General features: G+C 44.4%; 18 protein-coding genes. 9 read left to right on the forward strand and 9 right to left on the reverse strand.

The annotated features are described in order from the left end of the window. The first annotated feature begins 241 nt into the window (after nt 1–241). Genes uxaC through ACRRS1_RS22170 form a run of 3 tightly spaced genes read left to right on the forward strand, consistent with a single transcriptional unit; the run spans nt 242 to nt 4,606 of the window. Nucleotides 242–1,657 (forward strand): glucuronate isomerase, encoded by a 1,416-nt coding sequence (uxaC, locus tag ACRRS1_RS22160; RefSeq protein WP_432468714.1) that lies wholly within the window; start codon nt 242–244, stop codon nt 1,655–1,657. After that, on the forward strand, nt 1,657–3,114 hold the full coding sequence (locus ACRRS1_RS22165) for a tagaturonate reductase (protein ID WP_432455354.1): 1,458 nt from the start codon (nt 1,657–1,659) through the stop codon (nt 3,112–3,114). The genes uxaC and ACRRS1_RS22165 overlap by 1 nt, the downstream gene beginning before the upstream one ends. After that, nucleotides 3,107–4,606, forward strand: coding sequence for a UxaA family hydrolase (locus ACRRS1_RS22170; RefSeq protein WP_432455353.1), 1,500 nt, complete (start codon nt 3,107–3,109; stop codon nt 4,604–4,606). The genes ACRRS1_RS22165 and ACRRS1_RS22170 overlap by 8 nt, the downstream gene beginning before the upstream one ends. Nucleotides 4,607–4,753: 147 nt before the next feature. On the opposite strand, the gene ACRRS1_RS22175 is transcribed toward ACRRS1_RS22170, so the two are convergent. Beyond that, the gene (locus ACRRS1_RS22175) at nt 4,754–5,914 is read right to left on the reverse strand and encodes an endonuclease/exonuclease/phosphatase family protein (protein ID WP_432455352.1); all 1,161 of its coding nucleotides are present in this window, start codon (nt 5,912–5,914) and stop codon (nt 4,754–4,756) included. A 198-nt stretch (nt 5,915–6,112) separates the two neighbouring features. Then, nucleotides 6,113–7,675 carry a M14 family zinc carboxypeptidase gene (locus tag ACRRS1_RS22180; RefSeq protein ID WP_432455351.1) on the reverse strand — a complete coding sequence of 521 codons (1,563 nt, stop codon included), beginning with the start codon at nt 7,673–7,675 and terminating at the stop codon, nt 6,113–6,115. Between the two features lie 576 nt (nt 7,676–8,251). On the opposite strand from ACRRS1_RS22180, the gene ACRRS1_RS22185 reads away from it, so the two are divergent. Both ACRRS1_RS22185 and ACRRS1_RS22190 read left to right on the forward strand, forming a co-directional pair. Next, a complete protein-coding gene (locus tag ACRRS1_RS22185; protein ID WP_432455350.1) occupies nt 8,252–9,235 on the forward strand; it encodes an SLAC1 anion channel family protein in 984 nt (327 codons plus the stop codon). 169 nt (nt 9,236–9,404) lie between these two features. Then, nucleotides 9,405–11,519 carry a methyl-accepting chemotaxis protein gene (locus ACRRS1_RS22190; protein ID WP_432455349.1) on the forward strand — a complete coding sequence of 705 codons (2,115 nt, stop codon included), beginning with the start codon at nt 9,405–9,407 and terminating at the stop codon, nt 11,517–11,519. Nucleotides 11,520–11,654: 135 nt separating this feature from the next. Here ACRRS1_RS22190 and ACRRS1_RS22195 read toward each other — a convergent pair whose 3' ends face one another. Beyond that, on the reverse strand, nt 11,655–12,491 hold the full coding sequence (locus ACRRS1_RS22195; RefSeq protein WP_432455348.1) for a mechanosensitive ion channel family protein: 837 nt from the start codon (nt 12,489–12,491) through the stop codon (nt 11,655–11,657). Nucleotides 12,492–13,140: 649 nt separating this feature from the next. Between ACRRS1_RS22195 and ACRRS1_RS22200 the strand changes: the two genes are divergently transcribed. The 3 genes from ACRRS1_RS22200 (at nt 13,141) to ACRRS1_RS22210 (ending at nt 17,154) form a co-directional block, all read left to right on the forward strand. Beyond that, nucleotides 13,141–15,096 (forward strand): PTS mannitol transporter subunit IICBA, encoded by a 1,956-nt coding sequence (locus tag ACRRS1_RS22200; RefSeq protein ID WP_432455347.1) that lies wholly within the window; start codon nt 13,141–13,143, stop codon nt 15,094–15,096. Nucleotides 15,097–15,155: 59 nt separating this feature from the next. Beyond that, complete coding sequence (locus tag ACRRS1_RS22205; protein ID WP_432455346.1) at nt 15,156–16,316, forward strand: mannitol-1-phosphate 5-dehydrogenase; 1,161 nt, start codon at nt 15,156–15,158, stop codon at nt 16,314–16,316. Nucleotides 16,317–16,620: 304 nt separating this feature from the next. Continuing rightward, a complete protein-coding gene (locus ACRRS1_RS22210) occupies nt 16,621–17,154 on the forward strand; it encodes an MltR family transcriptional regulator (protein ID WP_432455345.1) in 534 nt (177 codons plus the stop codon). Between the two features lie 32 nt (nt 17,155–17,186). Here ACRRS1_RS22210 and ACRRS1_RS22215 read toward each other — a convergent pair whose 3' ends face one another. Then, nucleotides 17,187–18,545 (reverse strand): GGDEF domain-containing protein, encoded by a 1,359-nt coding sequence (locus tag ACRRS1_RS22215; RefSeq protein ID WP_432455344.1) that lies wholly within the window; start codon nt 18,543–18,545, stop codon nt 17,187–17,189. Between the two features lie 69 nt (nt 18,546–18,614). Beyond that, nucleotides 18,615–19,970, reverse strand: a complete 1,356-nt coding sequence (locus tag ACRRS1_RS22220) for a GGDEF domain-containing protein (protein ID WP_432455343.1) — start codon at nt 19,968–19,970, stop codon at nt 18,615–18,617. 481 nt (nt 19,971–20,451) lie between these two features. Here ACRRS1_RS22220 and ACRRS1_RS22225 point away from each other — a divergent pair, with 481 nt between their 5' ends. Continuing rightward, on the forward strand, nt 20,452–20,622 hold the full coding sequence (locus ACRRS1_RS22225) for a hypothetical protein (RefSeq protein WP_432455342.1): 171 nt from the start codon (nt 20,452–20,454) through the stop codon (nt 20,620–20,622). A gap of 193 nt (nt 20,623–20,815) precedes the next feature. Here ACRRS1_RS22225 and ACRRS1_RS22230 read toward each other — a convergent pair whose 3' ends face one another. The 4 genes from ACRRS1_RS22230 to ACRRS1_RS22245 form a co-directional block, all read right to left on the reverse strand. Beyond that, entirely contained in the window at nt 20,816–21,394 is a 579-nt protein-coding gene (locus tag ACRRS1_RS22230; protein ID WP_432455341.1) for an HD domain-containing protein, read from the reverse strand. Between the two features lie 167 nt (nt 21,395–21,561). Next, nucleotides 21,562–22,350, reverse strand: a complete 789-nt coding sequence (locus ACRRS1_RS22235) for a DUF2971 domain-containing protein (protein WP_432455340.1) — start codon at nt 22,348–22,350, stop codon at nt 21,562–21,564. Between the two features lie 152 nt (nt 22,351–22,502). Next, nucleotides 22,503–22,853, reverse strand: a complete 351-nt coding sequence (locus ACRRS1_RS22240) for a hypothetical protein (protein WP_432455339.1) — start codon at nt 22,851–22,853, stop codon at nt 22,503–22,505. Nucleotides 22,854–23,080: 227 nt separating this feature from the next. Then, nucleotides 23,081–23,287: a hypothetical protein gene (locus tag ACRRS1_RS22245; RefSeq protein WP_432455338.1), complete on the reverse strand. Its 207-nt coding sequence runs from the start codon at nt 23,285–23,287 to the stop codon at nt 23,081–23,083. Between the last annotated feature and the right edge of the window lie 51 nt (nt 23,288–23,338).

Below are 23,338 nucleotides of genomic sequence, written 5' to 3' on the forward strand. Positions count from 1 at the left end.
AACAGCTGATAAAAAACAATGAGCGATAAGCAAGTAACTGTTTTTACTTTAAAAAATTTAATTTACAACTTCCATAAATAATACTATTTAAGTCAATAAGGTCTAGTGTAATTTTGCTGCAAACACGATTAGTGGGATCAAACTCTCAAGATCAAACTTTCTTTATGGGATAAATTTGTTATACCAGTTGAATAGGGTGTATTTTAATAGAGTTAAAATAACCAAATTTGAGAGAACCTGTATGTCGACATTTTTAAGCGAAGATTTCTTACTGACCACAGACGTAGCTAAAGAGCTTTACCACAATGTGGCAGCACAGCAACCAATCATTGATTACCACTGTCATTTGCCCCCGACACAAATCTCTCAAGATTACCGCTTTAATAACCTCACCGACATTTGGTTACGTGGCGACCATTACAAATGGCGAGCCATGCGAACCAACGGCATTGACGAGCGCTTCATTACTGGAGACGCCAGTGACCAAGAAAAGTTTCAGGCTTGGGCGAGAACGGTGCCTCAAACCATTGGTAATCCGTTGTTTCATTGGACTCATCTAGAATTACGTCGACCTTTTGGAATTACCCAACGGATCCTCAACGCCGAAAGTGCAGAGGGCATCTGGAATGATTGTAATGCGATGCTAGCCACTCCCGAATTTTCGGCAAGAAGCATTATGCAAAAAATGAACGTTCGTATGGTGGGCACCACCGACGACCCTATTGATGATTTAGCCGCCCACAAAGCGGTTGCCGACGACAAATCCTTTCATGTAAAAATGCTCCCCAGCTGGCGCCCAGACAAAGCCTTTAATATTAATGCCGAAGATTACCTAAGTTATATCGCCACCTTAGGCGAATTAACCAATATCGAAATCTCTCGCTTTCATCAGTTATGTGACGCGCTGTTTATTCGTCTTGACCATTTTGCCGCTCACGGTTGTAGTATCGCTGACCATGCTTTAGACACGGTTGAATATGAAGAAGCAAGTGAACAAGAGCTTGATCAAATCTTAGCCAGCCGCCTGAACAACAAAACCGTCTCGGCAACACAAGCTGCGCAACTCAAAACCGCAGTGCTGGTTTACCTCGGTAAAGAATACGCGCGTCGCGGCTGGGTTCAGCAATACCACATCGGAGCCCTGCGCAATAACAATCAACGCATGTTACAACTGCTTGGTCCCGATACAGGTTTTGATTCCATCAACGATGGCTTAGTGGCAGCACCATTATCAAAGTTAATGAATGCTCTCGCGCTTGAAGATGCCTTACCTAAAACCATCTTATATTGCCTCAACCCACGCGATAACGAAGTTCTGGCTACCATGTGCGGTAACTTCCAGGGCGATGGTATTGAAGGCAAGATCCAATTTGGTTCTGGGTGGTGGTTTAATGACCAAAAAGACGGCATGTTACGCCAAATGGAACAGCTCTCTCAGTTGGGCCTACTCAGTCGCTTTGTAGGCATGCTAACCGACAGCCGTAGCTTTGTTTCTTATACTCGTCATGAATATTTCCGCCGCTTAGTCTGTCGCCTATTAGGCCAATGGGTTGCCGACGGCGAAGCCCCACACGACATGGCACTACTCTCAAAAATGGTTGAAGACATCAGCTTCAACAATGCTAATAAATACTTCAACTTGAATCTGGAGAAATAATGAACACCCTTAATCGCGCTCAATTTGAAGCTAAACAATACACCACCCGAGTTCTTCAGTTTGGAGAAGGTAATTTCTTGCGGGCCTTTGTTGATTGGCAATTAGATATTTTAAATCATCAAACCGATCTCGATGCTGGCGTTGCCATTGTCCGCCCCATCGATACCGATTTCCCACCGCTACTGAACCAACAAGACGGCCTTTATACCACAGTGATCCGCGGTTTGAATGAAGACAATCAAGCGGTAGAAGAAACCCGAATTATTAGTTCGGTGAATCAAGAATTATCGGTTTACCAAAACTACGATGAATATTTGGCACTCGCCAAAGATCCCAATATTCAGTTTATCTTTTCGAATACCACTGAAGCCGGGATTGCCTATAACCAACAAGATAAATTTACCGATACACCGGCAAGCACCTTCCCGGCGAAGCTCACCTGCTGGTTACACGCTCGTTACCTCGCGTTTTCTGGTGCAAGCGACAAGGGCTTGTTCATCATTCCTTGTGAGTTAATTGACTACAATGGCGATAAGCTAAAAGAAATAATTAATCAATACATTGAGTTATGGGATCTCGGTAGCGAATTCAGCAGCTGGGTGAATGAAGCAAATACTTTTTGCTCCACCTTGGTTGATCGCATTGTGACGGGTCATCCACGTGACGAACTAGCTAGCTTGGAACAAAAATTGGGTTATCACGACCAATTTATGGTCACCGCGGAGTACTTCCATCTGTTTGTTATCCAAGGACCACAAGCGCTAGCCGAAGCTTTAAAACTAGAAGGGCAAGCTCTCAACATTAAAATTGTGGATGACATCAAACCCTATAAAGAGCGTAAGGTTGCGATTCTGAATGGGGCCCACACCGCCATGGTGCCAGTTGCCTACATGAGTGGCATCGATACGGTTGGCGAAGCAATGCAAGATCAACAATTAAGCAAGTTTGTTGAATCGCTACTCTCAGAAGAAGTGATCCCAGCCTTATCACTGGAAAAAGATGAACTGCAAGCCTTTGCTGATGCGGTTATCAATCGCTTTAAAAATCCTTACATTCAACATCAGCTCACGTCCATCGCACTCAATAGCATGACCAAGTGGCAAACTCGCCTGCTGCCACAATTGCTGACCAACGCCGAGCGTAACGGTAAAGCGCCCAAGTTAATGAGTTTCGCTTTTGCTGCTCAGCTATTGTTCTATCGCGGGCTTCGTGACGGTCAAAGCATTCCACTCAATGACGACCAACATTGGTTAGATTTGTTTAGTGAGCAATGGCAAGCCGTTGACTCGGGGCAAAGTACACCAGCCGAACTGGTCAGCAAAGTATTAGCGAAAGAAAAAAGTTGGGGCCAAGATCTCAATCAAGTGCCTCAATTCGCGCAACAGGTGACCGCCTATTTAACAGCGATGCTAACTGCTGGAACATCAGCAGCACTCAGTAAAGAGTTGGATGGATAAAATGAAGACTTGGATCCAAATACACCCACGAGATAACGTGATTATTGCCTTGGAGCCAATGCTTAAAGGCACCGAGATCAGCATTGCTGACCAGCATGTTTATCTGCAGCAAGACATCGACAAAGGCCATAAAGTTGCCATTGCAGAAATTGCGCCCAATGGGTTATTGGTAAAGTACGGTGAACCTTTTGGTCATGCGACAGAGGCGATCAATTGCGGAGAGTGGATACATAGCCATAACGCTAAAACGAACTTAAATGATAAAAGTAGTTACCAATATACACCAAGCGCAGCAGTTGAATTACTGAGCAAAACCGACCGTGAAGTACAGCTCTATCGTCGCAGCAACGGTGAAGTAGCTGTGCGCAACGAAATTTGGATTATTCCAACGGTGGGTTGTGTGAATGGCATCGCTCAGCAAATTGCCAAGCGATTTCTGGCTAAAAATGACACCTCGATGATCGATGGGGTACATGTGTTTACCCATCAATTTGGTTGCTCACAACTTGGCGATGACCATCAAACCACCAAGAAATTGTTACAAAGCATGGCCACTCACCCCAATGCGGGTGGTACCTTGGTGATTGGTCTTGGTTGTGAAAACAATCAAATCGTCCCCTTTAGGCAAGGCTTAGCAGCACACGATCCAGAACGCATCGAGTTTATGGTGGCGCAGCACAGCGACGATGAAGTGGAGCAAGGGCTGGTTCATCTGCAACGGCTGTTTGATAAAATGCAGCAGGACCGACGCGAGCCCGGCAAGCTTTCTGAAGTTCGCTTCGGCTTGGAATGTGGCGGCAGTGATGGCTTATCGGGAATTACCGCCAACCCAATGCTGGGTTTATTCTCCGACACCATGGTGGCGCATGGTGGCACCACGGTGCTGACCGAAGTTCCTGAAATGTTTGGCGCAGAAACGATTTTGATGAATCGCGCTAAAGACCAAGTGGTCTTCGATAAAATCGTTGACATGGTGAACAATTTTAAAGAGTACTACCTCAGCCACGACTTACCCGTGTACGAAAACCCATCTCCAGGTAATAAAGCTGGTGGGATCACCACCCTAGAAGATAAATCTTTGGGTTGTACTCAAAAAGCTGGCTCTAGCCAGGTGATTGACGTGATTGATTACACTGAAAAACTCAGTAAACCGGGGCTTAACCTCTTAAATGCGCCGGGTAATGACGCCATTGCCACCAGCGCCTTAGGTGCGTCGGGTTGTCATATGGTGCTCTTTACCACCGGACGAGGCACGCCTTACGGAGGCTTTGTGCCAACGGTGAAGATTGCCACTAACAGTGACTTAGCAAGCCGCAAACCGCACTGGATAGACTTTAATGCTGGGGCTCTAATCACCGACAACTTGTTAATGCCAGAGCTACTCGACCGATTCTTAGATCTCTTAGCCAAATTGGTGAGCGGCGAGCTCACCAAAAATGAGTACAATGATATTCGTGAGTTAGCCATCTGGAAAAACGGCGTCACTCTGTAACTGCCGCACTAAAAAGTAAACAGCACTATCACCGCTCTCGGTGATAGTGCTGACTCTCCCTCTTCAAGAGATAAGGCCCGCTAAGCGACGCCTCGACCAACATTTAAACAAAACATCACCCTGCAACCCTCATCCGCAAACGCGCTGCTATGCTTGGTAATCACTAAGGTACTCCAGATATTTATCTGAAAAATCAATTTCCAATTCTACCCAGAGCGGTAAATGGTCACTCATTTGGAAGGTTCGCCATTCCTGATAGTAGTCAAATAAAGACTCATCAGAGACCAGTACCGCTTGAAGGCTCGCTAACTTATCTTCGGCTTTTTTTAACTTTTTATTGGTGCTTGCGCAATCAACTTGCTGCTTAGCGAGCTGCAGTTTTGTCTGTATATGCTGCTTCAATAGCGGCTTATACAGGTTAAAATCACTTAAGCGAAATACACTATCGAAGAATTGGAATACCCGATCTTGACGCTCGGCTTGTTTCAATTGCAACTCGTCACGGCGCGAGATAAATGAAATTTGATCGTAAAATTTAGTCTGATCACGATTGCTGCCTTTGCGATTTTTTACGATAGTAAAACCATTCTGCTGCAAAGCATTAAATCCAGCGCTCCCATGCGCCTTGATGTTAAAGTCGCCCACCAGCACTTGGTTCAGGTCACTCACTTTCGCCTGTTTCGCCAAATACTTAGCTACCGCCGCGATCTCTTTAACCCGTCGCTCGTAGCTAGGTGAACGAGGAGAGTTACTCCCATAGAAAATGTGTACCGTTGAAAATAAAAACTTAAACCAACCCGATTGAAACTGCGCACCAAAGGGAGTTCGAGAAAATTGCCGTTTTTTATTTGAAGCATCACTAATAAGCATTTTATCGGGAAGGACTAATTCACCGGCAACCCCTTTAAAAAACACCTTGTTCTTGTCATAGATAAAGCCTAAACGCTCCTTATTACCACCGAGGCTACTATGGGTTACGTCGGTTAAAATATAACGATATTGCCGACCTAATATATCCATTAAAGCATCTAATGGTGCCAGATCCTGACACACCTCCTGCACTGCAATCACATCGAAGCGCGAGATGATTTCCGCCAGATAATACAAGGATTCTTGCAAGCGAGGCCCATAGTTAAAACGGTCATCATCAAAATTACGAATATTCCAAGAGCCAAGGATCAACGATTCTGCAGTCTTCTTTTCAGGAAACGCCTGCGCCTTAAACTGCTGCCGTAAACCTTGAATACCGGCCACGATTCGTTTTCGTTCTGGTTCGGGTAACTGTTTCAACGGTTTATAGTATGGCATGGCTGTCCCTCCGATTACGCAGCGACAAACACGAGCTGCTGTCTCCTCAGAGAATAGTCCAGCGCGGTTCATTATTCATTGACATAAGAATCAAAAATATTCTAGTAAGCCATCTTGACTAAACTCTGATTCAAGAAAAAAGGCATCCATAGGATGCCTTTTGTATCATCGAGCGTCGCGACCCAAATTGGCAAATCGCTATTTGGTTGACTCTGGATTATCGGGACAATTGCCACTCACGTAGAGCGGCAATCCAATACCCGGCGCAATCGGGATCAACTTCTCACCATCAGTTGCCTGCGGTCCCCAATATTTTGCTGGCAAGTTGGCTCTTAAGCCCTGCGCGAGTGGATAATCACAAAAGTCGCCACCACTGGTCGGTGCTTGCTGAGCAAACTCGGCTAAGCTACTCAGCGCTTCAAATAAGGCAATTCGGTTGAGCCAAATCTGTTTCTTCAATAATTCGGGTTGAGGTAAACCAAGATTCACCCCAATCACTGGCTTACCAGCGGCCACCGCCACCACATCAGCGCGCAGATCTTTACTAAAATTCACCGTTTCCCAACCCGCAACCGCAACCCCCAGTTGTTGATAATGACCCGTAGCCCCAGTGCTCACATGCCCAGCATCCAATTGAAGTTGTGAAAAACGACCAACCGATCCCTGAAATACACTGGCAATTTTCGCCATCACATTAACCGCCAAGCTCTGCACCACAAATTCATGCTCACTCCCCGGTTCGGCATCGGCATAGGGGCTAAGTAAACGAAAATCATCGGCCTCATCCTCAGCTAAACAGGCCACTGTCGGCAAACTACCCAACACAGCACCCGCTTGAATGCTGCTCATGTCGAGCTGACAATCGGTTTTTTGCAAATCACCATGTAAATCAAGCACAACTTCCGGGCGAAAAGCCAACACAGCGGCGACCATTGCTTGTGTTTCTACTGGCCGGATCGGTTGTTCGAGACCCGCATAGTGGTAACGGTTCAGATCATAACCACGACCCACGACCCCCACAAAATCAGCTTCGGAATTTTCAGTGAAGGCCCCGCCCGCAGAGGGGTCAACATTCTGTCGAGTCAACGCACAATCTTTGTCTAATACCATCCCAGGCTCAGGATCAATCGCACAAGCCCGCGGATCAGGTTCCCCACCATCGGGATTAGCGCGTAATAACATCACAATATCGAGGCGCCGCAGGATTTGTTGGACACTTTGACCAAATCCCATAGCGAGCCAACGCGCCACACTTAAGGCCGCTTCTGTCGCCGCAGGTTCATTCCCATGTTGCTGAGTAATCACCATCACTCGATAGCCATTTGGATTACCTAAACGCAAAGCCATCAGCTCTCGTCCCTGAGTCGAGAATCCCACTTGATTGGGATCGGTGTTGCCGCGCCCTCCATCATTCACGGTGCAGGCCACCGCCTGACGAATACTGGGGCCTGGTAAGTCTTCGCCACAGACCTGATAATCAATGTCTAAGCCAGCCGGTAACGGAACATCAATATCGAGGATCCCATAATGATGCGCCTGACGGATCAATGGCCCAGCACGCATCGGTCGCAACGCATAGAAAGGCAGAGAAATAACTTGATGACGTAATTGCTGGTAGCTCGAAAGCCCCCATAAGCCATGCGAATGAACCCGGAGCTTCCCAAAATCGTGCGCGCTCACCGGAATACAAAGCAGTAAACTCAAAAATAGGAGCCGGTAATTAAAGTACCGTTTGATACCTGTTGTAATACATATATTCATAATTCTTCCTTGATAAATGACCAAGGGCGAACAACATTTATAGTTGATTTTGTACAAAGATAGTCAACGTTAACACAACCACAATAACCGCTTAATAAGCTAGGCAAACATCGTTTTTACGCCCTTCGACAAACAAACTTTAAAATACCTTCGCCACAGCCTAAACGGCGTTTAGGCACTTGATGAATGAATAACAAAAATATAACTAACTGCTAATAATAGAAGCCTCAAGTATTATTACAACATTTATTAATTAGAGTTCAATCGAGTATTCATTAAGACAATCTACCGCCAACATAAGCGATCCACATTGCCAACAATCACGATAGTTCAGTTCAACTAGACGCTAACGCTCTGCGCAGGCAGCCCTTCCATAAATACCGGCTCAGGCTCAAAATGGCATCGGAGCCAATACATAAATTAGGCTTTGCTAAAGATAGCCAATTCACTTTTGCTAACCAACGCCTACACTTACTTAAAACGGCAACACGACTCACATGATGCCAACAGCAAGTGCGCCAACCAGCGAGAATCAACAAGTCCAATGAACGTCCATTCATAACTATGAGAACGTCTATGAGCACCACACCACGACCAAAACCACAGCCCTCCCCCTGGCAACATCGATTCCGCTATTTTTCAATTTCTTTCTTCGCCATTATTATGGGTTTTACTGGCTGGAGCATCTCTTGGAAAGTATCTGCACTAAGCATATCTGATCATATCGCGATGGTATTAGGCACGATTAGCTCGGTGATGATGCTGGTGATGACGCTACTCTACTGTATTAAACTCCGCTACTTTCCTGAAGAGGTATTTGCCGAGCTAAGACATCCCGTAAAACTCAATTTCTTCCCCGCCTTCTCGATTAGCTTGCTGTTGTTGTCGGTCATTTGGAATCAATACCCCAGCTTATCTGCCAATCTATGGGTCATGGGTACCGTTACTCAATTGGGTTTGACGCTTTACATCGTCAGCAGTTGGATAAATCATTCCCATTACTGTTTGTTACACGCCAATCCGAGCTGGTTTATCCCGGTGGTGGGTAATATGTTTGTGCCAATATCGGGTAATAGCCTCGGTTACATTGAACTCGGTTGGTTCTTTTTCAGCATTGGCTTATTGTTTTGGTTGAGCTTATTAACCATTATTCTGCACCGATTATTTTTTCATGAGTCCTTATCGGAGCAATTAATGCCGATGCTATTTATTTTTCTAACACCGCCTTCAATTGCTTTTGTGGCCTACACCAGTTTAATTGACGGCCTCGATACCTTTGCCCGAATCCTCTTTTATGTGGCGCTATTTTTTGGCCTACTGCTGTTCGTCAATATTTACCGACTAATCCATTTACCCTTCTTTATGTCTTCATGGGCTTATGCTTTTCCCTTGGCCGCGTTCACCATCGCCAGCAGCAAAATGGCCCATTTAAGCCACAGCCAAGGCTTAGCAGCATTAGCATTCGGTTTACTCATCGCTTTATCACTGCTGCTATTCGCACTGGTATTACGCACCTTAAAGGCAATCGTGAACCGTGAACTTTGCCAACCAGAACCCTAATCACGAAAAGTGATATTCACTTCATCGCAGACGCTTTGCGCCTAGCTATCGGGTCATTCATCGCAAAGAAAATGCTCATAAGCTAGAGATTTAGCTTAGCTAAGCTATTTTTAGTGTATATCCATTCATGATGTTCATACGCCATCACATCTTGGCTTGGGAGCAATACATGCGTCAATTATCAATATCGACCAAATTACTTTGGATCACTTCTGCACTGTTTCTGATCATTGTAAGTGTTTTATCTGCTAGCTTATGGTGGTCATTAAGCAGCAAAAATGCACAATTAGCAGCGCAGGTACAAGCGGCCCTGCAACAAGAAACCCAACAAGAACTTAGCGCCGAAGCAGGAGAGTATGGGGAACAAATCGCCGGATTTATCAATGAGGCCTACCGCATTCCGTATTCCTTTAGTGGAATAATCGAAACCACGACACAACAACCCCTCAGCAGAGAAACCATCGAAACGGCGGTCGCTGCGGTGTTACAAAAAAACAGCCAAATATCCTCCATGTATGCCCAATTTGAAGCCAACGGTTACGATGGTCGAGACCGGGAGTACACAGGCAAGTTTAGCCACAGTGTCCCCGGTACAGGCACTCTGGAAATCTATTACACCCGCAACAACGATGGCAGTGTAGAACACCATCAAGTCACCGATGCGGCTCCCAAATATGCCACTACGCTGAATGAGTTTGGCCAGCGAGAAGCCGAATGGTACTTATGTGCCAAAGACAGCAAAAAGCCGTGTTTAATGGAACCCTACCTCTATGAAATATCTCCCGGTAACGAAGAGCTCATGACCTCGTTAACGGTGCCCGTGATCGTCGCTCGGCAATTTAGAGGGGTGGTCGGGGTGGATTTGAATCTACCAGTGTTTCAAAAATTGATTGATGAATTATCGAATAAACTCTACCAAGGTCAGGCCAAGGTTACTCTATTAAGTGATAAGGGTTTAGTGGTTGCCGCTAGTCATTATAATAAACTGGCCCGCCCCCTCGCGGAATCAATCGACCCAAGCCTAGCTACTCAATATCAAAATTTGGACAAAAATGGCGCCTATCTAGAAACTAACGATCACATCATTGTCGCTTATCCTGTCAGCATCCCTATCGCCGATGCTCAGTGGTCGTTAATCATCGAAGTGGCCAAAGCCGACGCCCTAAAGGCCGCAATGGAAATGGATAAGGCCATGAATGATATGGAGACCGCCTTAGGCAGCCTATTGCTGATTATAGGCGGTATTGTCTCGGTCATTGCAGTTACCACCATTAGCATTGTGATCCGCTCCATTATTGCACCACTCAAGATGATCCAGAGTCGAGTTGAAAACCTCGCCAGTGCTGAGGGCGATTTGACGCAATCAATATCGATAGCATCTCACGCCGAGTTAATCGCTCTAGGCAGTGGGATTAACGGTTTTATCACCAAACTACGCTTATTAATTAGTGAACTTAAAGATCTAGCCTCTCGCTCGCAGAACGAAAGTAAAACCGCAACCAATATTGCCGAGCAGACCCGTGATAATGTTAATCGTCAGCATCAAGAAATTGAAAGTGTCGTGACCGCAGTTAACCAAATGAGCTCAACCGCCCTGCAAGTTGCCAAAGCATCAGAACAAACTGCCACAGAAACCGACGCAATGACCGCCAATGTAAAAACTGGCGAAGACAGTCTTAGTCAGGCGATGAACTATGTAAACAATATGGAACAAGAGTCACAATTAGCTAGGCAGGCTGTCGCTAAAGTAGCCGATAGTAGCACCAATATTAGTAAGATTTTGGAGGTCATCAGCGCAATTGCCGCTCAAACTAACTTACTCGCCTTAAACGCAGCGATCGAAGCCGCTAGAGCTGGAGAGCAAGGCCGCGGTTTTGCGGTGGTGGCCGATGAAGTTCGCTCTCTGGCCTCAAAAACCCAGAGCTCGACCGACGAAATCAGTAAACTGATTGATTCGCTACAACAAGAAGTCAACAGTGCGTCGAAGATCATCGAACAAGGCGCTGAAGGGGCTAAATTAGCGGTTGGACAAACCGAAATGGCGCTAGATTCACTCAATACCATCGTGAGCCAAATTGAAGAAGTCTCAAGCCAAGTCACTCATATCGCAACTGCAGCCGAAGAACAAAGCGCGGTCACCGAAGAAGTGAATCGAAACATGACCAGCATCTCGGATTCCGCTTCAGATCTGGCTCGCCTTGCCGATGAAGCCCAACAAAGCAGTAGTAGCCTGGCCGATCTGGTTTCTCAGCAACATCAACAACTGAGCAAACTCAAAACCTAAATCAGCCACAATCGATGCGACCTTGGCCATCGTCGGCCATGTCGCATTGTATTGCATCTTTTCACTCACTCGATAATCACGATTCCTCAGCCCAAGCTGACTTTATACCTGCCAGCATAACTAGGACATAAGCGTTTAACCTGCATCCTTGGTAGAAAGCAAACGAACTTCTCGTTGTGGAAAAGGGATCTCAATACCAGCCTGTTGCAGCGCCTTAAACACCGCTAAGTTAGCGGCAAACTTGGTTTGATGAAATTGTGGCGTCGGCACCCAAAAGCGATAACAAATCGTAATACCACTGTCGGCAAAGGCTCCTATCCCAACTTTCATCGCGGGTTGTTGCTGTACATCTGCGATGGCCATTAAAGTCACTTCTATTAATGCAATTGCCTGCTCCGGATCACAGCCATAGGCAACTCCAACCTCGCCCTCTACTAGGCTGCTCTGATTGGTATTCTTGAGTATTTCACCCACAATATGGCGATTAGGGATAGTAATTCGTTCATCGTCCTCATTCATCAACACCGTCGTCGCCAAGTTTATTTCTTCAACGATACCGGTATACCCTTTAACGGTAATGGTATTTTTAAGCACAAAGGGACGTGTCAAAATAATCGCCAAACCGGCACCATAGTTAGATAAGGTTCCTTGTATTGCCAAACCTGCGCCAAGAGAAACGGCACCTAACGCGGCCACAAAAGGGGTAATGCTAATCCCCAACTTACCTAAGGCAATCATCACCGTGATGGCAACAAACATGATCTTCACGAGATTCGCGATAAAATGGGCGAGCGTGATATCCAAGCCCTTTAACTCAAGCGCCTTAAATAGATACTTGCCGATCCTCCCGGCCACCCAAAGACCCAGTAACAAAATAATAAAGGCGCCAACCAGCTGAAAGCTATAACGCACCAAAAAGTCGATTATGGTTTGATACACAGATTCAAGTTGGGCTAGTTCTTGGTCAATCATCGATATTCCTTACTGAGCAATCATTTAAACGAATAAGGTAACTTTACAAAGCTTAGTTGATTTGAGCGATAGCTTCGTTCCACAGAACAACAAAAAATACGTCAACGCAAAGCAGTTTATCTTTTGCAGACAATGTTGTTCCCAATAAAAACATTTTAATTGCGTTGAAAACGGCAAAGCCGAGTCAACGAAATAGTTCCCTTTCAACCTTCCATTCAAAGGCAAATGGCCAAGCCGCAACCCCCACAGTTATTAACAAGCAACCAAACTCGACCCAAAGCCATTAACACACAAACAAAAAACGTGAGCAGAATCACCTATGCTCATTAAAATGCGCTATCTTTTTAACCAGTTAGCGATCTAGGTCACAAAAAACTAAAACCACACAGACAATAAAAACGCGAGGTTGATCACGTTAAATACTATTGACAAGCTAAATCTTGTTTGGATTTGGTTTTTTAGTGTGTATTTTCTTTAGCTGGATCACTAAATTTTGAGGGAAATGTTACGAGATTAAGAACTAAATCACAAAAACTCCGTTATCAGCTTCGCATACACCCCAATGTGGTAGATTGGACTTGAACAAGAGACCAAACGGTTTTGACGAACCGTCCACTAGAATCTAGCAAAGCATCAAACGGAGTTTGTTATGTTATCACCAGACGCAAAGGTAAGGGTACAAAATTTTGGCCGCTTTCTCTCGAACATGGTTATGCCCAACATCGGCGCTTTCATCGCCTGGGGTGTAATTACCGCACTATTCATTCCTACAGGTTGGTTGCCAAACGAAAAATTGGCCAGCTTAGTTGGCCCGATGATCACCTATCTGCTGCCATTATTAATTGGCTATACCGGAGGTAAACTGGTCGCCGGCGAACGTGGCGCGGTGGTTGGAGCGGTGACCACTCTCGGGGTCATTGTCGGAACCGACATTCCAATGTTTATGGGAGCGATGATCGTCGGTCCAATGGGTGGCTGGGCAATCAAAAAATTTGATGACGCAGTTGAGGGCAAAGTTAAAAGCGGCTTCGAAATGCTGGTGAATAACTTCTCGGCAGGCATTATCGGTATGTTATGCGCGATCCTCGCTTATTTGATGATCGGGCCGTTTGTTAAAGTCCTATCCACTGGTTTAGCTGCTGGCGTAGGCTTTTTAGTTGATGCTGGTTTATTGCCTCTTACCTCTATTTTTGTAGAACCGGCAAAAATTCTATTCTTAAACAATGCCATTAATCACGGTATTTTCTCTCCCTTAGGGATCCAACAAGCCAGCGAAGCTGGTAAATCAATCTTCTTCTTGATTGAAGCCAATCCTGGCCCAGGTTTAGGCTTATTATTGGCTTATATGGCTTTTGGCCAAGGCAATGCAAAACAATCAGCGGCAGGGGCGTCGATCATTCATTTCTTTGGCGGCATCCATGAGATCTATTTTCCCTATGTGCTAATGAATCCTCGGCTCATTTTAGCGGTGATAGCTGGCGGCATGACTGGCGTATTTACCCTTACGCTGTTTAATGCAGGTTTAGTCTCTCCCGCTTCGCCAGGCTCCATATTTGCAGTATTATTGATGACTCCTAAAGCCTCAATAATAGGCGTACTGTGCTCGATCATTGCCTCCGCTGGCGTTTCCTTTACGGTGGCTTCGCTGCTGCTTAAAACGCAGAAAAATACTAACAATGATGACGACGACTCACTCAGTAAAGCGCATTTACAGATGCAATCGATGAAGAATGAAGCAAAAGCAAATATCACCGCCAACAAGCCCGCGGTAAACATCGACCTGTCGCAAGTTAAAAAGATTATTGTCGCTTGTGATGCCGGCATGGGCTCAAGCGCAATGGGCGCCAGCTTATTACGCAAGAAATTTGCTGCCAGCCAATTGGACGTCAGCGTAACCAACACCGCCATTAATAACCTGCCCAGCGATGTAGATATAGTGATCACTCATAAAGATTTAACTGAACGAGCAAAACAGCATGCACCAAACGCGCATCACATTTCACTAACCAACTTTCTCGATAGTGAACTTTACAATCAACTTGTCGCAAATATGGTGGCTGCCAATACCCCGACGGCCGCCAATGATGACAGCTATCTCTCACTGTCTCCAGCAGTGTCCCCGTTGGCTGCCAACGACGATGTCTATGATCCAGCGACTCCTGTGTTTCAACTCAGTGCCAGCGACATTCACCTCGGTTTGCAAGCTCACACGAAACAACAAGCGATTCAATTCGCAGGTGAGCAATTGGTTAAAGCGGGATATGTTGAGCCCGATTATGTGGCTGCAATGTTTGAACGTGAAAAACTAGTCTCGACTTATTTAGGGGAGTCGATCGCCGTCCCCCATGGTACCGTTGATGCCAAAGATAAGGTGCTCAAAACAGGCATAGCACTATGCCAATACCCCCAAGGCGTTCGCTTTGGTGAAGATCCGGATGATGTTGCGCGCTTGGTGATTGCTATCGCCGCAAAAAATGACGAGCACATCCAAGTGATTACCGCTATCACCAACGCACTTGATGATCCCAATGCGATTGAACAACTGGCAAACACCCAAGACGTTCAAGATGTATTAACACTCTTAGCTGGCAAATCAGCCGCTTAAACGATCATCATCAAGCCGAACCAGGTTCGGCTTAAACGCTATTTTTAGAGGTAATCAATATGAAAGCAGTACATTTTGGCGCAGGAAATATCGGTCGAGGATTTATTGGTAAAGTCTTGGCCGATGCCGATGTCAACGTTACCTTCGCCGACGTCAACAAACCCCTAGTCGACCAACTCAGCCACCAGCAATCCTATAATGTAAAGGTTGTTGGTAGCGACAGTCACATTGAAAAAGTCACTCGGATCAACGCCGTTAATTCAAATAGCGCAGCCTTGATCGAACAAATGACCTACACCGACTTAGTCACCACTGCTGTGGGGCCAGCTATTTTAGATAAAATTGCGCAAACTATCGCTCAAGGGATCGAAGCAAGATTTAAGGCAGACAACCTCAAACCACTCAATATTATCGCTTGTGAGAACATGGTTCGAGGTACCACCCACTTAAAACAAGAAGTGTTTAAATACCTAGCGGCCAGCTATCACGACTTGGCCGAAGACAAGATAGGTTTTGTTGATTCCGCGGTTGACCGAATCGTACCACCGGCGGATGCGGCCAATGATGACCCGCTCGATGTCACCGTAGAAACCTTTAGTGAATGGATTGTCGATGAAACCCAGTTTAAGGGCGATATTCCCAGTATTGAAGGCATGGAAACCACCGCAAACTTGATGGCATTTGTAGAGCGTAAATTATTTACCTTAAATACCGGACACATTATCACTGCCTATCTAGGCGCTCTTGCGGGTTATAAGACCGTCCGAGAAGCCATCGAAGATCCCGACATTCGCCAGCAAGTCAAGGCAGCGATGCAACAAAGCGGAGCGGTATTAATTCGTCGCTATGGCTTTGATAGCCAACTTCACCAATCTTACATTGATAAAATCATCGAGCGTTTTGCTAATCCCTTTTTAGTCGATGATATCGAACGAGTCGGCCGCCAACCAATTCGTAAACTGGGCGCGAACGATCGCCTACTCAAACCGCTACTCGGAACCCTGGAATATAACCTAGACAATCAGTATTTAGTCAAAGGGATTGCCGCGGCGCTGTTTTACAACAACCCTGCAGACCCTCAAGCCCTGGAGTTACAGGACTATTTAAAACAACATGGGGTACGTGCTTGCTTGATAAAATACACCGGCTTAGGAGAAAATGATGCAATACTCGATAACATCGAAACCACTTATCTAGCACTGCAAAAGCAATATGTTTAGGAGGCATTAATCTTGGTGATTATTTTGGCCGCCAAGGGTGGTTTATTGAAACAAAGTATATCCGATGAAATTTCTTTGTCGGGACAGGCAACGTCAATGAACCACAACCCCAGCCCGAAGGGTTCGGCTAAAAGTCTCTTAAGACTTTTCTTTGACTGGAAAATTAGCCAGTATTTGCCGCTGAAACGAGGTCTTACACGATTCGCCAGCATTAAGATGCTGCTATGTCTAATAAATAGACAACAAAGGTCCACAGCCTCGCGGCCATATCATCCATTACTGAATGAGTGAATACGACAAAACTATGGATAAATACCAGCAAGAATTAGACAATATTGAGCAACTGAGTGAGGCTGTAACCCCGCGCAGCTTTTTCATTAGCTCAGTAGATATTTTTGAAGCAAGTATTGAAGACTTAGTGCAACGCGTGTTTCGTAAAGATGACCACGCCGTTAAGTATGCCGTTGAACCACTATTAAATAATAGTGGTCCCTTAGGCGAACTGGATGTTCGCCTAAAACTACTGTACGCCTTAGGAATTATCTCGCAGGATATCTATCAAGATATCGATAAATTTATTCAACTTAGAAATTTTCTAAATCAAGAGGCTAGTGAGTATCATTTCACCGATAGTGAAATTATAGAGCCAATTAAGACCTTGCACGAAGTCAAAAACATGGGGGTGGTCCAGCTAGATATCGCACCTCCGGCAGACGATGCCGAATTAAGCTTCTACCGCATGCAAATAGCCAGACAAGAGCAAGTGGTCCGCTCAACCTTAAGCTTAGTTGTCGCCGCCATTTGCCGTGCCCTTCATGCGGATAACCCCTTACTATAACCCTTTGCTCCGCCTCGGCTACCGGTTTAACTTTAAGCGCTTTGAACGCGATTACGACCGCCAGATTTCGCTAAATAGAGTGCCTGATCGGCACGTTTAAACATCGACTCCTCGCTATCGTCATCACAGAACTCGGTGACGCCAACGCTAATTGTATAAGTTGGTAAATCAGATTCTGTCAGCTGTTCTACTATTCTTCTCAACTGCTCAGCAACTTGACTAGCAGCCGCGACCCCTTGCATTGGTAACAGGATCGCAAACTCTTCACCGCCGACCCGAAACAGCAAGTCAACACTTCTCAATCTAGCCTTAAAGGTCGCGACCAAATGTTGCAGGATCTGATCGCCAACCTGATGACCATGTTGGTCATTGATACCTTTAAAATGATCAATGTCGAGCAACAGCAGACTAAATTTACTACCCCGTCTCGCTAAATCGAGGTGAATTGTAAGCTGCTCGTCCCACTTATGCCGATTGTAGGCACCGGTCAGTTTATCTTGTGTTGCCAGCACCAACAGCTGTTGTTCCACTTGCTCTCGATTGATGATCTCTTTGGTTAGGCGTCGCATCATCAACTTTAAATCTTGCTCGAGCTCAACCAGCTCATCCTGAGAAGAGCGAACCGCCCCTCCCACCTCTAAACCCGAATTATCGTCACGAAAAGACGATTCAAAGGCTCGTATTTGTTGTTTGATCCGAACGATACGGTAATCAAATATCCGGATAATATAAGTGGTGAGAATCAGCCCTAAAATGAGGGCGCTGAAACCCAAGGCAATATTAACCAACTTAAATTCTTGTTCATGTTTTTCGGTGTAACGGCCCGCTTCCAGTGTTAAAGTTTCAATCCGTCGCAAAATAACCGAGACACTGGCTTCCAACTCACTCGCCATGAGCTCCAATTGGCGTTGTTTCTCATCACTGATGTGCGTTGTCGATATCATTGCTAATAACTGTTGTTCAAAAACGTTACTTTTTTGATGATAAGTCTCAATATCCAACATAATTTGCTGATGAGATTTCAAATCATATCGAATCTCATGAGAAGACAAGCTATCGGCAATCACCTTAACGGCTTTATCCAGTAGCAGCCTCAACTGCTGCTTTTGATAAGCAAACTGTTTATTTTTCGGAGGCTTACTCTCTTTAGCTTGTTCTTTTAGCCGAAATTTTTCTAATAAGATATGCTGCTCAAGCTGCAACATCTCAATCTCATTCATAATTTGGCTTAGAGGTATGTCAACATAGGCAACCTCTTTCATCTCATTATCAATCATATTCAGTTTATAAATTGAATAGATAATTACCACCAATAAAAATGACAGCAACAATACAAACAAGCTACTCACTTTCTTACTAATAGAGGCGTTTAAAAATTTGAATGACAACATTACTTAATCTATTTCCATAAAAACTAGCGATCACAGTAAACGAACGCTCAACCTTTTCTTAGTACAATATTAGTCGGTGTATACGCGGTTGCGACCTTCTGACTTGGCCCGATACAGCGCTTTATCGACTCGTTTAATGATCGACTCTTCATTGTCATTCTTAAGATACTCTGTCACCCCAATACTAATGGTATAGCGAGGTAGGTCTTCATGATTAATTTGTTCTATCATCTCTCTTAATACTTCAGCCAAATGGGTCGCTGCTGCCGCATCTTGTAGGGGCAATAGAATTGCAAATTCTTCGCCACCCAGCCGAAACAATTGATCCACATTTCTAAGTCTTTCCTTCAACGCGGCCACCATATGAATCAGCACTTGATCGCCCACTTGATGACCATGTTGATCATTAATCAACTTAAAGAAATCGATATCCAACAAGATCAAACTAAATTGACCACCTCGTTTTGCCAAATTGAGCTGTACCTGTAGCTGTTCATCCCATTTATGTCGATTATAAGCACCCGTCAACTTATCCTGCGTAGCCAACACAAGCAACTGTTGCTCAACTTGCTCTCGATTGGTGATTTCTTTAGTTAAACGCCGCATCATCAACTTTAACTCTTGCTCTAACTCAACCAACTCATCCTGAGATGAACGCAACCCTTCTTTCTCTAGACTACGTTCTTCATCACTTAAAGATGATTCGAAAGTCTGTATTTGCTGCTTAATGCGAACAATACGATAGTGGAATAGTCTGATGATATAAGTGGTAAGAATAAGGCCCAAAATTAACGCACAACAGCCTAAAGCAACATTCACTAATTTAAATTCTTGTTCGTGTTTTTCGGTATAACGACCGGCTTCAAGAGTCATCGTTTCAATCCGCTCTAAAATCGACGTCACTCCGGCTTCTAAGTCATTCGCCATATCTTCCAACTGCTTCAACTTTGCAGCACTGTGGAGCGGCGAGGATGAGAGCGACTGCAACACCTGCTCAAAAAGATCACTCTTTTGATGATAGACCTCGATCTTCGCCATTAGTTGTTGATGGGCCATCAGATCGTATCTTATTTCGTGCGTAGACAAGCTGTTGGCAATCACCTTAACCGCTTTATCCAACAAGGACTTAAACTGCTTTTTTTGATAAGTAAACTGCTGCTCTATCGAAAAATCTTCACTTTTACGCTGTTCTCTTAACTCGAATTTCTCTAATAGAATATGTTGCTCTAATTGCAACATTTCAATTTCACTCATAATTTCATTCAAAGGAATATCAACATAAGCGACTTCCTTCATTTCACTATCAATCAGGTTTAATTTATATATTGAATAAATAATCACCACCAGTAAAAACGACAATAGCAAGGCAAACAGGCTGCTAATCTTTTTACTTATGGATGCGTTGATAAAATTGAATGGCAACATAACTTAAGCATTTCCGTTAAAAAGAGCGCATAAATAGGGTAAATTCGCATAAATGACGCGCTTTATTATTTGGTCATCTAAAAGCAAAGGCCGACTTTACACCAAACCCCCCCACAAATGCCCACAAACTCGATAAGATATTTCAGTGTAGACTGTAAAGATAAGCTTCTACACCTCGATGACTTTTTGTTGACCTTAAGAGGGAAACGTCTCAACGATGGTTTTTTGAGCAACTCAATGCTAATGAAAGCAAATTTTGTGGAATACAAGGCTCAACAGGATCACGAAGAAGTGCTGCGTTAAGGGGCCACAAAGTCATTGCAGACAAGTAACTCCGACTTTTCTCTTTGGAAGGAAGCTTAAGCGATATTTGCTTAAAGAAGCAAACAAGCCAACTCTCAGCGTAATTTAAACCGGCTAGTTCGGTGCCAGCCGCGACCCACCGTCGCCGCAGTCGCTCAATGTAAGAGAATTATTCATTATGGCACGCAAGCAAGGGATTGGGATTGCACCAGGGCATATTTTTTCCACCGACCATCGCTATGATCACTGTTTTCGCCTCAATGCTGGCTTTGGTTGGAACGCGGATGTGGAAAATGCCATCAAAATACTGGCGCAGTGGTGTACACAATCGCGGATAAGCGCCAAGTAAAAATGTGTAAGACGTTTCAGCTTATAGTGCTCGTCCTGAGTTCAAATACCCCTGAGGCTCACTACGCTGGAAAGTCCTTATTGACCAATAAGCACTGATCATGGGATGCACGGGGAAGACCTCATTTTATTTAAACAAAGCATCTGCAGCATCAAGGCAATGGTATTTTCCGCTCAAGTATCTTGTTTGATTGCTATTTTAAAATCCCCTCTTCCACGGCTTGATTGAGTTTCTTTTCGAGTAATGACCAAAGCGACTGACTACCTTCAGCAATTCGACGATTCACAGCGAAAACTTTTTCTTTAGGGACCTTATTTTCTTTCCAACTATGTCCGTCACCGTGTAAGTTATGAAGCAGCGGTGGCACACGATCAATTGCTTTCGCAAATTTAGAATCGGCGGTTTCCCCAGCTTCAAATTCAAGCCATAAAGATACATATTGTTCCGCTTGTCCTTCAGGAAGCAAAGCAAAAATGCGCGCCAAACCCGCTTGTTCTTTCTTTTTGAGTTCTGGTGTTTCACTTGCGTAAATAATGGTGTCACCGGCATCTACTTCACCCAAATCATGGATCAATAGCATCTTGATAACACGATCGATATTCACAGGCTGATTCGCAGAATCTTTCAGCATTAAAGCCGCAAGACAGACATGCCAAGAATGTTCTGCTGAGTTTTCATATCGTTCAAGACCAACGGGGCGTGTTTTTCGATGTACATCTTTTAACTTTTCAATTTCGACAATGAAGTCCAGTACTTTTTGAATATCACTCATCTCATACTCCGGGAAGGAAAATCTAAAGCCGTGTTCTCGTAACTATTCATGACGCGACGGGGATCATATGCTGCGAAATAACGGGGAAGCGTATATCAAGGCCTTCGCTTGTTTAAATAAAGTGTCTGCTGAATCGAAAGAACAACACAGCCCGCGAAGCCTCTTACTTAGCGTTCAATAGTGCGTAATGTTGAGACTTGGACTGTCACATCTAATTGAGCCTGTTTTAGGCGTTCTTCAACTTTTAAAAAATCGTCTTTAGAGGCGGATGGATGCAACCTTATCTGCTTGATTATTCGGTTCAAGTCATAGGCTATTACATAACCATCGCCCTTTGTTTTGATGACGCGGTGGCTTTGCCGCTTCCCTTGTTCACTCATACAGCACGTGAATAAGTCGTTCTCATATGATGGTTTGCCATCTGCGTATACAGTCCCAAATTGCTCTCGATCAAATCCAGTCAGCTTAGAATACTGATTCATATCAACAACTAACCTGAACTCTTTTTCATGCCGATATTTTTCTTCTTTAAACTTTAGAGGTTCATTCATTGCAATTGATTTTTTCTGATCGCTATATGCTATCTCATAAAAACTTGAAGCATTTGTAATAGGTTCCGGTAGCAAACGAATAAGAAGCTGCTCGTCGCTAATGAGAGCAACGCCATCAGAACCATATTCATTCCACATTTCTGCTGTTTCAGTGACACCGGCGTACCAAGATGAAAGATAGTTATCTTTTCTATTTAGCTGCATTAGATTTTCATTCAGGTCGTCGAGGCGACTAAAAAGATCTTGGTTAACATCCCCCATTCTATGTTTCACTGCTTTAGTGATTGTCGAGCTATCATATAGACCTTCTTTGGGATCACTTTGACCAGCAGCAGACCCAATATACAAACCATGATCGGAGAGCAACCACTCAAATTTTTCTTTGCTGAGATATCGAATTAACACGCAGTGTTTCCTTAGAAATTAACGTCCACTTAAGCAGACAAAAATGCTTGGCAATCATTGTGGAGTGAAGCAAAACGTTATTTTAAATAATGAAACGCCATCATCGAACAATGAGCGACAGCCAAAAATTTACCTCCCTTTGAACACTCTCGCTAGGTTCTGCGACGCGCCAATTGAACCGTCGATATAACAAATATGACAGGAAGCAACCACATTGCGATCACCGCTAACAACGCTACCGGCTTAAAAATAACCCAAAACGGCATGTATAAATGATACCAAGGGAAATTTAGAGCCAGTGCAAATAGCTTAAAGCCGACAAATCCTTGGCATTCGAAGCCAATAAGCATCGCGTCATAGGCATAACATCCGACATATTCGGTAGTCTTCACGCCATATTCAACAAAACCCAGTATCGCCAAGTCTAACGCAAATAAACCAGCAACAATAATCATGTAGATTGCAGCTATTTTTTGAAGTCGCTTCCAATATATAATTTTCAATTAAGTCCCTAACGTAAATTAAAATCGAAAATACCAAACATGACACATCACTGTTAAGCATCTTTTTATGTTCTTATCTACAGCGCTACGACGGCCGCTACTTCTATTTGTAAGTCGGGATGAATTAACCCACAAGAGAACAGGCAGATAACCTTCATAGAAGTGACATCGTTGTTCTCGAATTGAGGGTAACAAGCTAATTTGCGAACCAAGATGGTGAGTTTTACTCAATCAATTTTTGACCGCCGTTCATACTCAAGGATCGCTGACTCCTGACCAAGAATGTCCGAACGTTGCCCACTCATATCAAATGATTGATCCTTAGTTCCATAAACAGTAAGCCCCGATATATAAAACGTTTTATTATGTTTAGTCGCATCAACATAAGGACCTGCAACTTGAGGTAAACCTTGGTCATTAACCCTTTCAACCACTGAATGCCTCCTTAGCACATGATGCATCTATCCAACAAATCGACTGATAAT

Source organism: Agarivorans sp. Z349TD_8 (assembly GCF_050870825.2).
In the GTDB taxonomy this organism is placed as follows: domain Bacteria; phylum Pseudomonadota; class Gammaproteobacteria; order Enterobacterales; family Celerinatantimonadaceae; genus Agarivorans.

Bases quoted from the DNA above. Each gene is read 5' to 3' on its own strand.
- ACRRS1_RS22210 (WP_432455345.1), top strand. From the start codon at position 16,621: ATGGATAAATACCAGCAAGAATTAGACAATATTGAGCAACTGAGTGAG.
- ACRRS1_RS22185 (WP_432455350.1), top strand. From the start codon at position 8,252: ATGAGCACCACACCACGACCAAAACCACAGCCCTCCCCCTGGCAACAT.
- ACRRS1_RS22220 (WP_432455343.1), bottom strand. From the start codon at position 19,970: ATGTTGCCATTCAATTTTATCAACGCATCCATAAGTAAAAAGATTAGC.
- ACRRS1_RS22230 (WP_432455341.1), bottom strand. From the start codon at position 21,394: ATGAGTGATATTCAAAAAGTACTGGACTTCATTGTCGAAATTGAAAAG.
- ACRRS1_RS22195 (WP_432455348.1), bottom strand. From the start codon at position 12,491: ATGATTGACCAAGAACTAGCCCAACTTGAATCTGTGTATCAAACCATA.
- ACRRS1_RS22165 (WP_432455354.1), top strand. From the start codon at position 1,657: ATGAACACCCTTAATCGCGCTCAATTTGAAGCTAAACAATACACCACC.
- ACRRS1_RS22225 (WP_432455342.1), top strand. From the start codon at position 20,452: ATGGCACGCAAGCAAGGGATTGGGATTGCACCAGGGCATATTTTTTCC.
- ACRRS1_RS22215 (WP_432455344.1), bottom strand. From the start codon at position 18,545: ATGTTGTCATTCAAATTTTTAAACGCCTCTATTAGTAAGAAAGTGAGT.
- ACRRS1_RS22175 (WP_432455352.1), bottom strand. From the start codon at position 5,914: ATGCCATACTATAAACCGTTGAAACAGTTACCCGAACCAGAACGAAAA.
- ACRRS1_RS22200 (WP_432455347.1), top strand. From the start codon at position 13,141: ATGTTATCACCAGACGCAAAGGTAAGGGTACAAAATTTTGGCCGCTTT.
- ACRRS1_RS22205 (WP_432455346.1), top strand. From the start codon at position 15,156: ATGAAAGCAGTACATTTTGGCGCAGGAAATATCGGTCGAGGATTTATT.
- ACRRS1_RS22180 (WP_432455351.1), bottom strand. From the start codon at position 7,675: ATGAATATATGTATTACAACAGGTATCAAACGGTACTTTAATTACCGG.
- ACRRS1_RS22190 (WP_432455349.1), top strand. From the start codon at position 9,405: ATGCGTCAATTATCAATATCGACCAAATTACTTTGGATCACTTCTGCA.
- uxaC (WP_432468714.1), top strand. From the start codon at position 242: ATGTCGACATTTTTAAGCGAAGATTTCTTACTGACCACAGACGTAGCT.
- ACRRS1_RS22170 (WP_432455353.1), top strand. From the start codon at position 3,107: ATGGATAAAATGAAGACTTGGATCCAAATACACCCACGAGATAACGTG.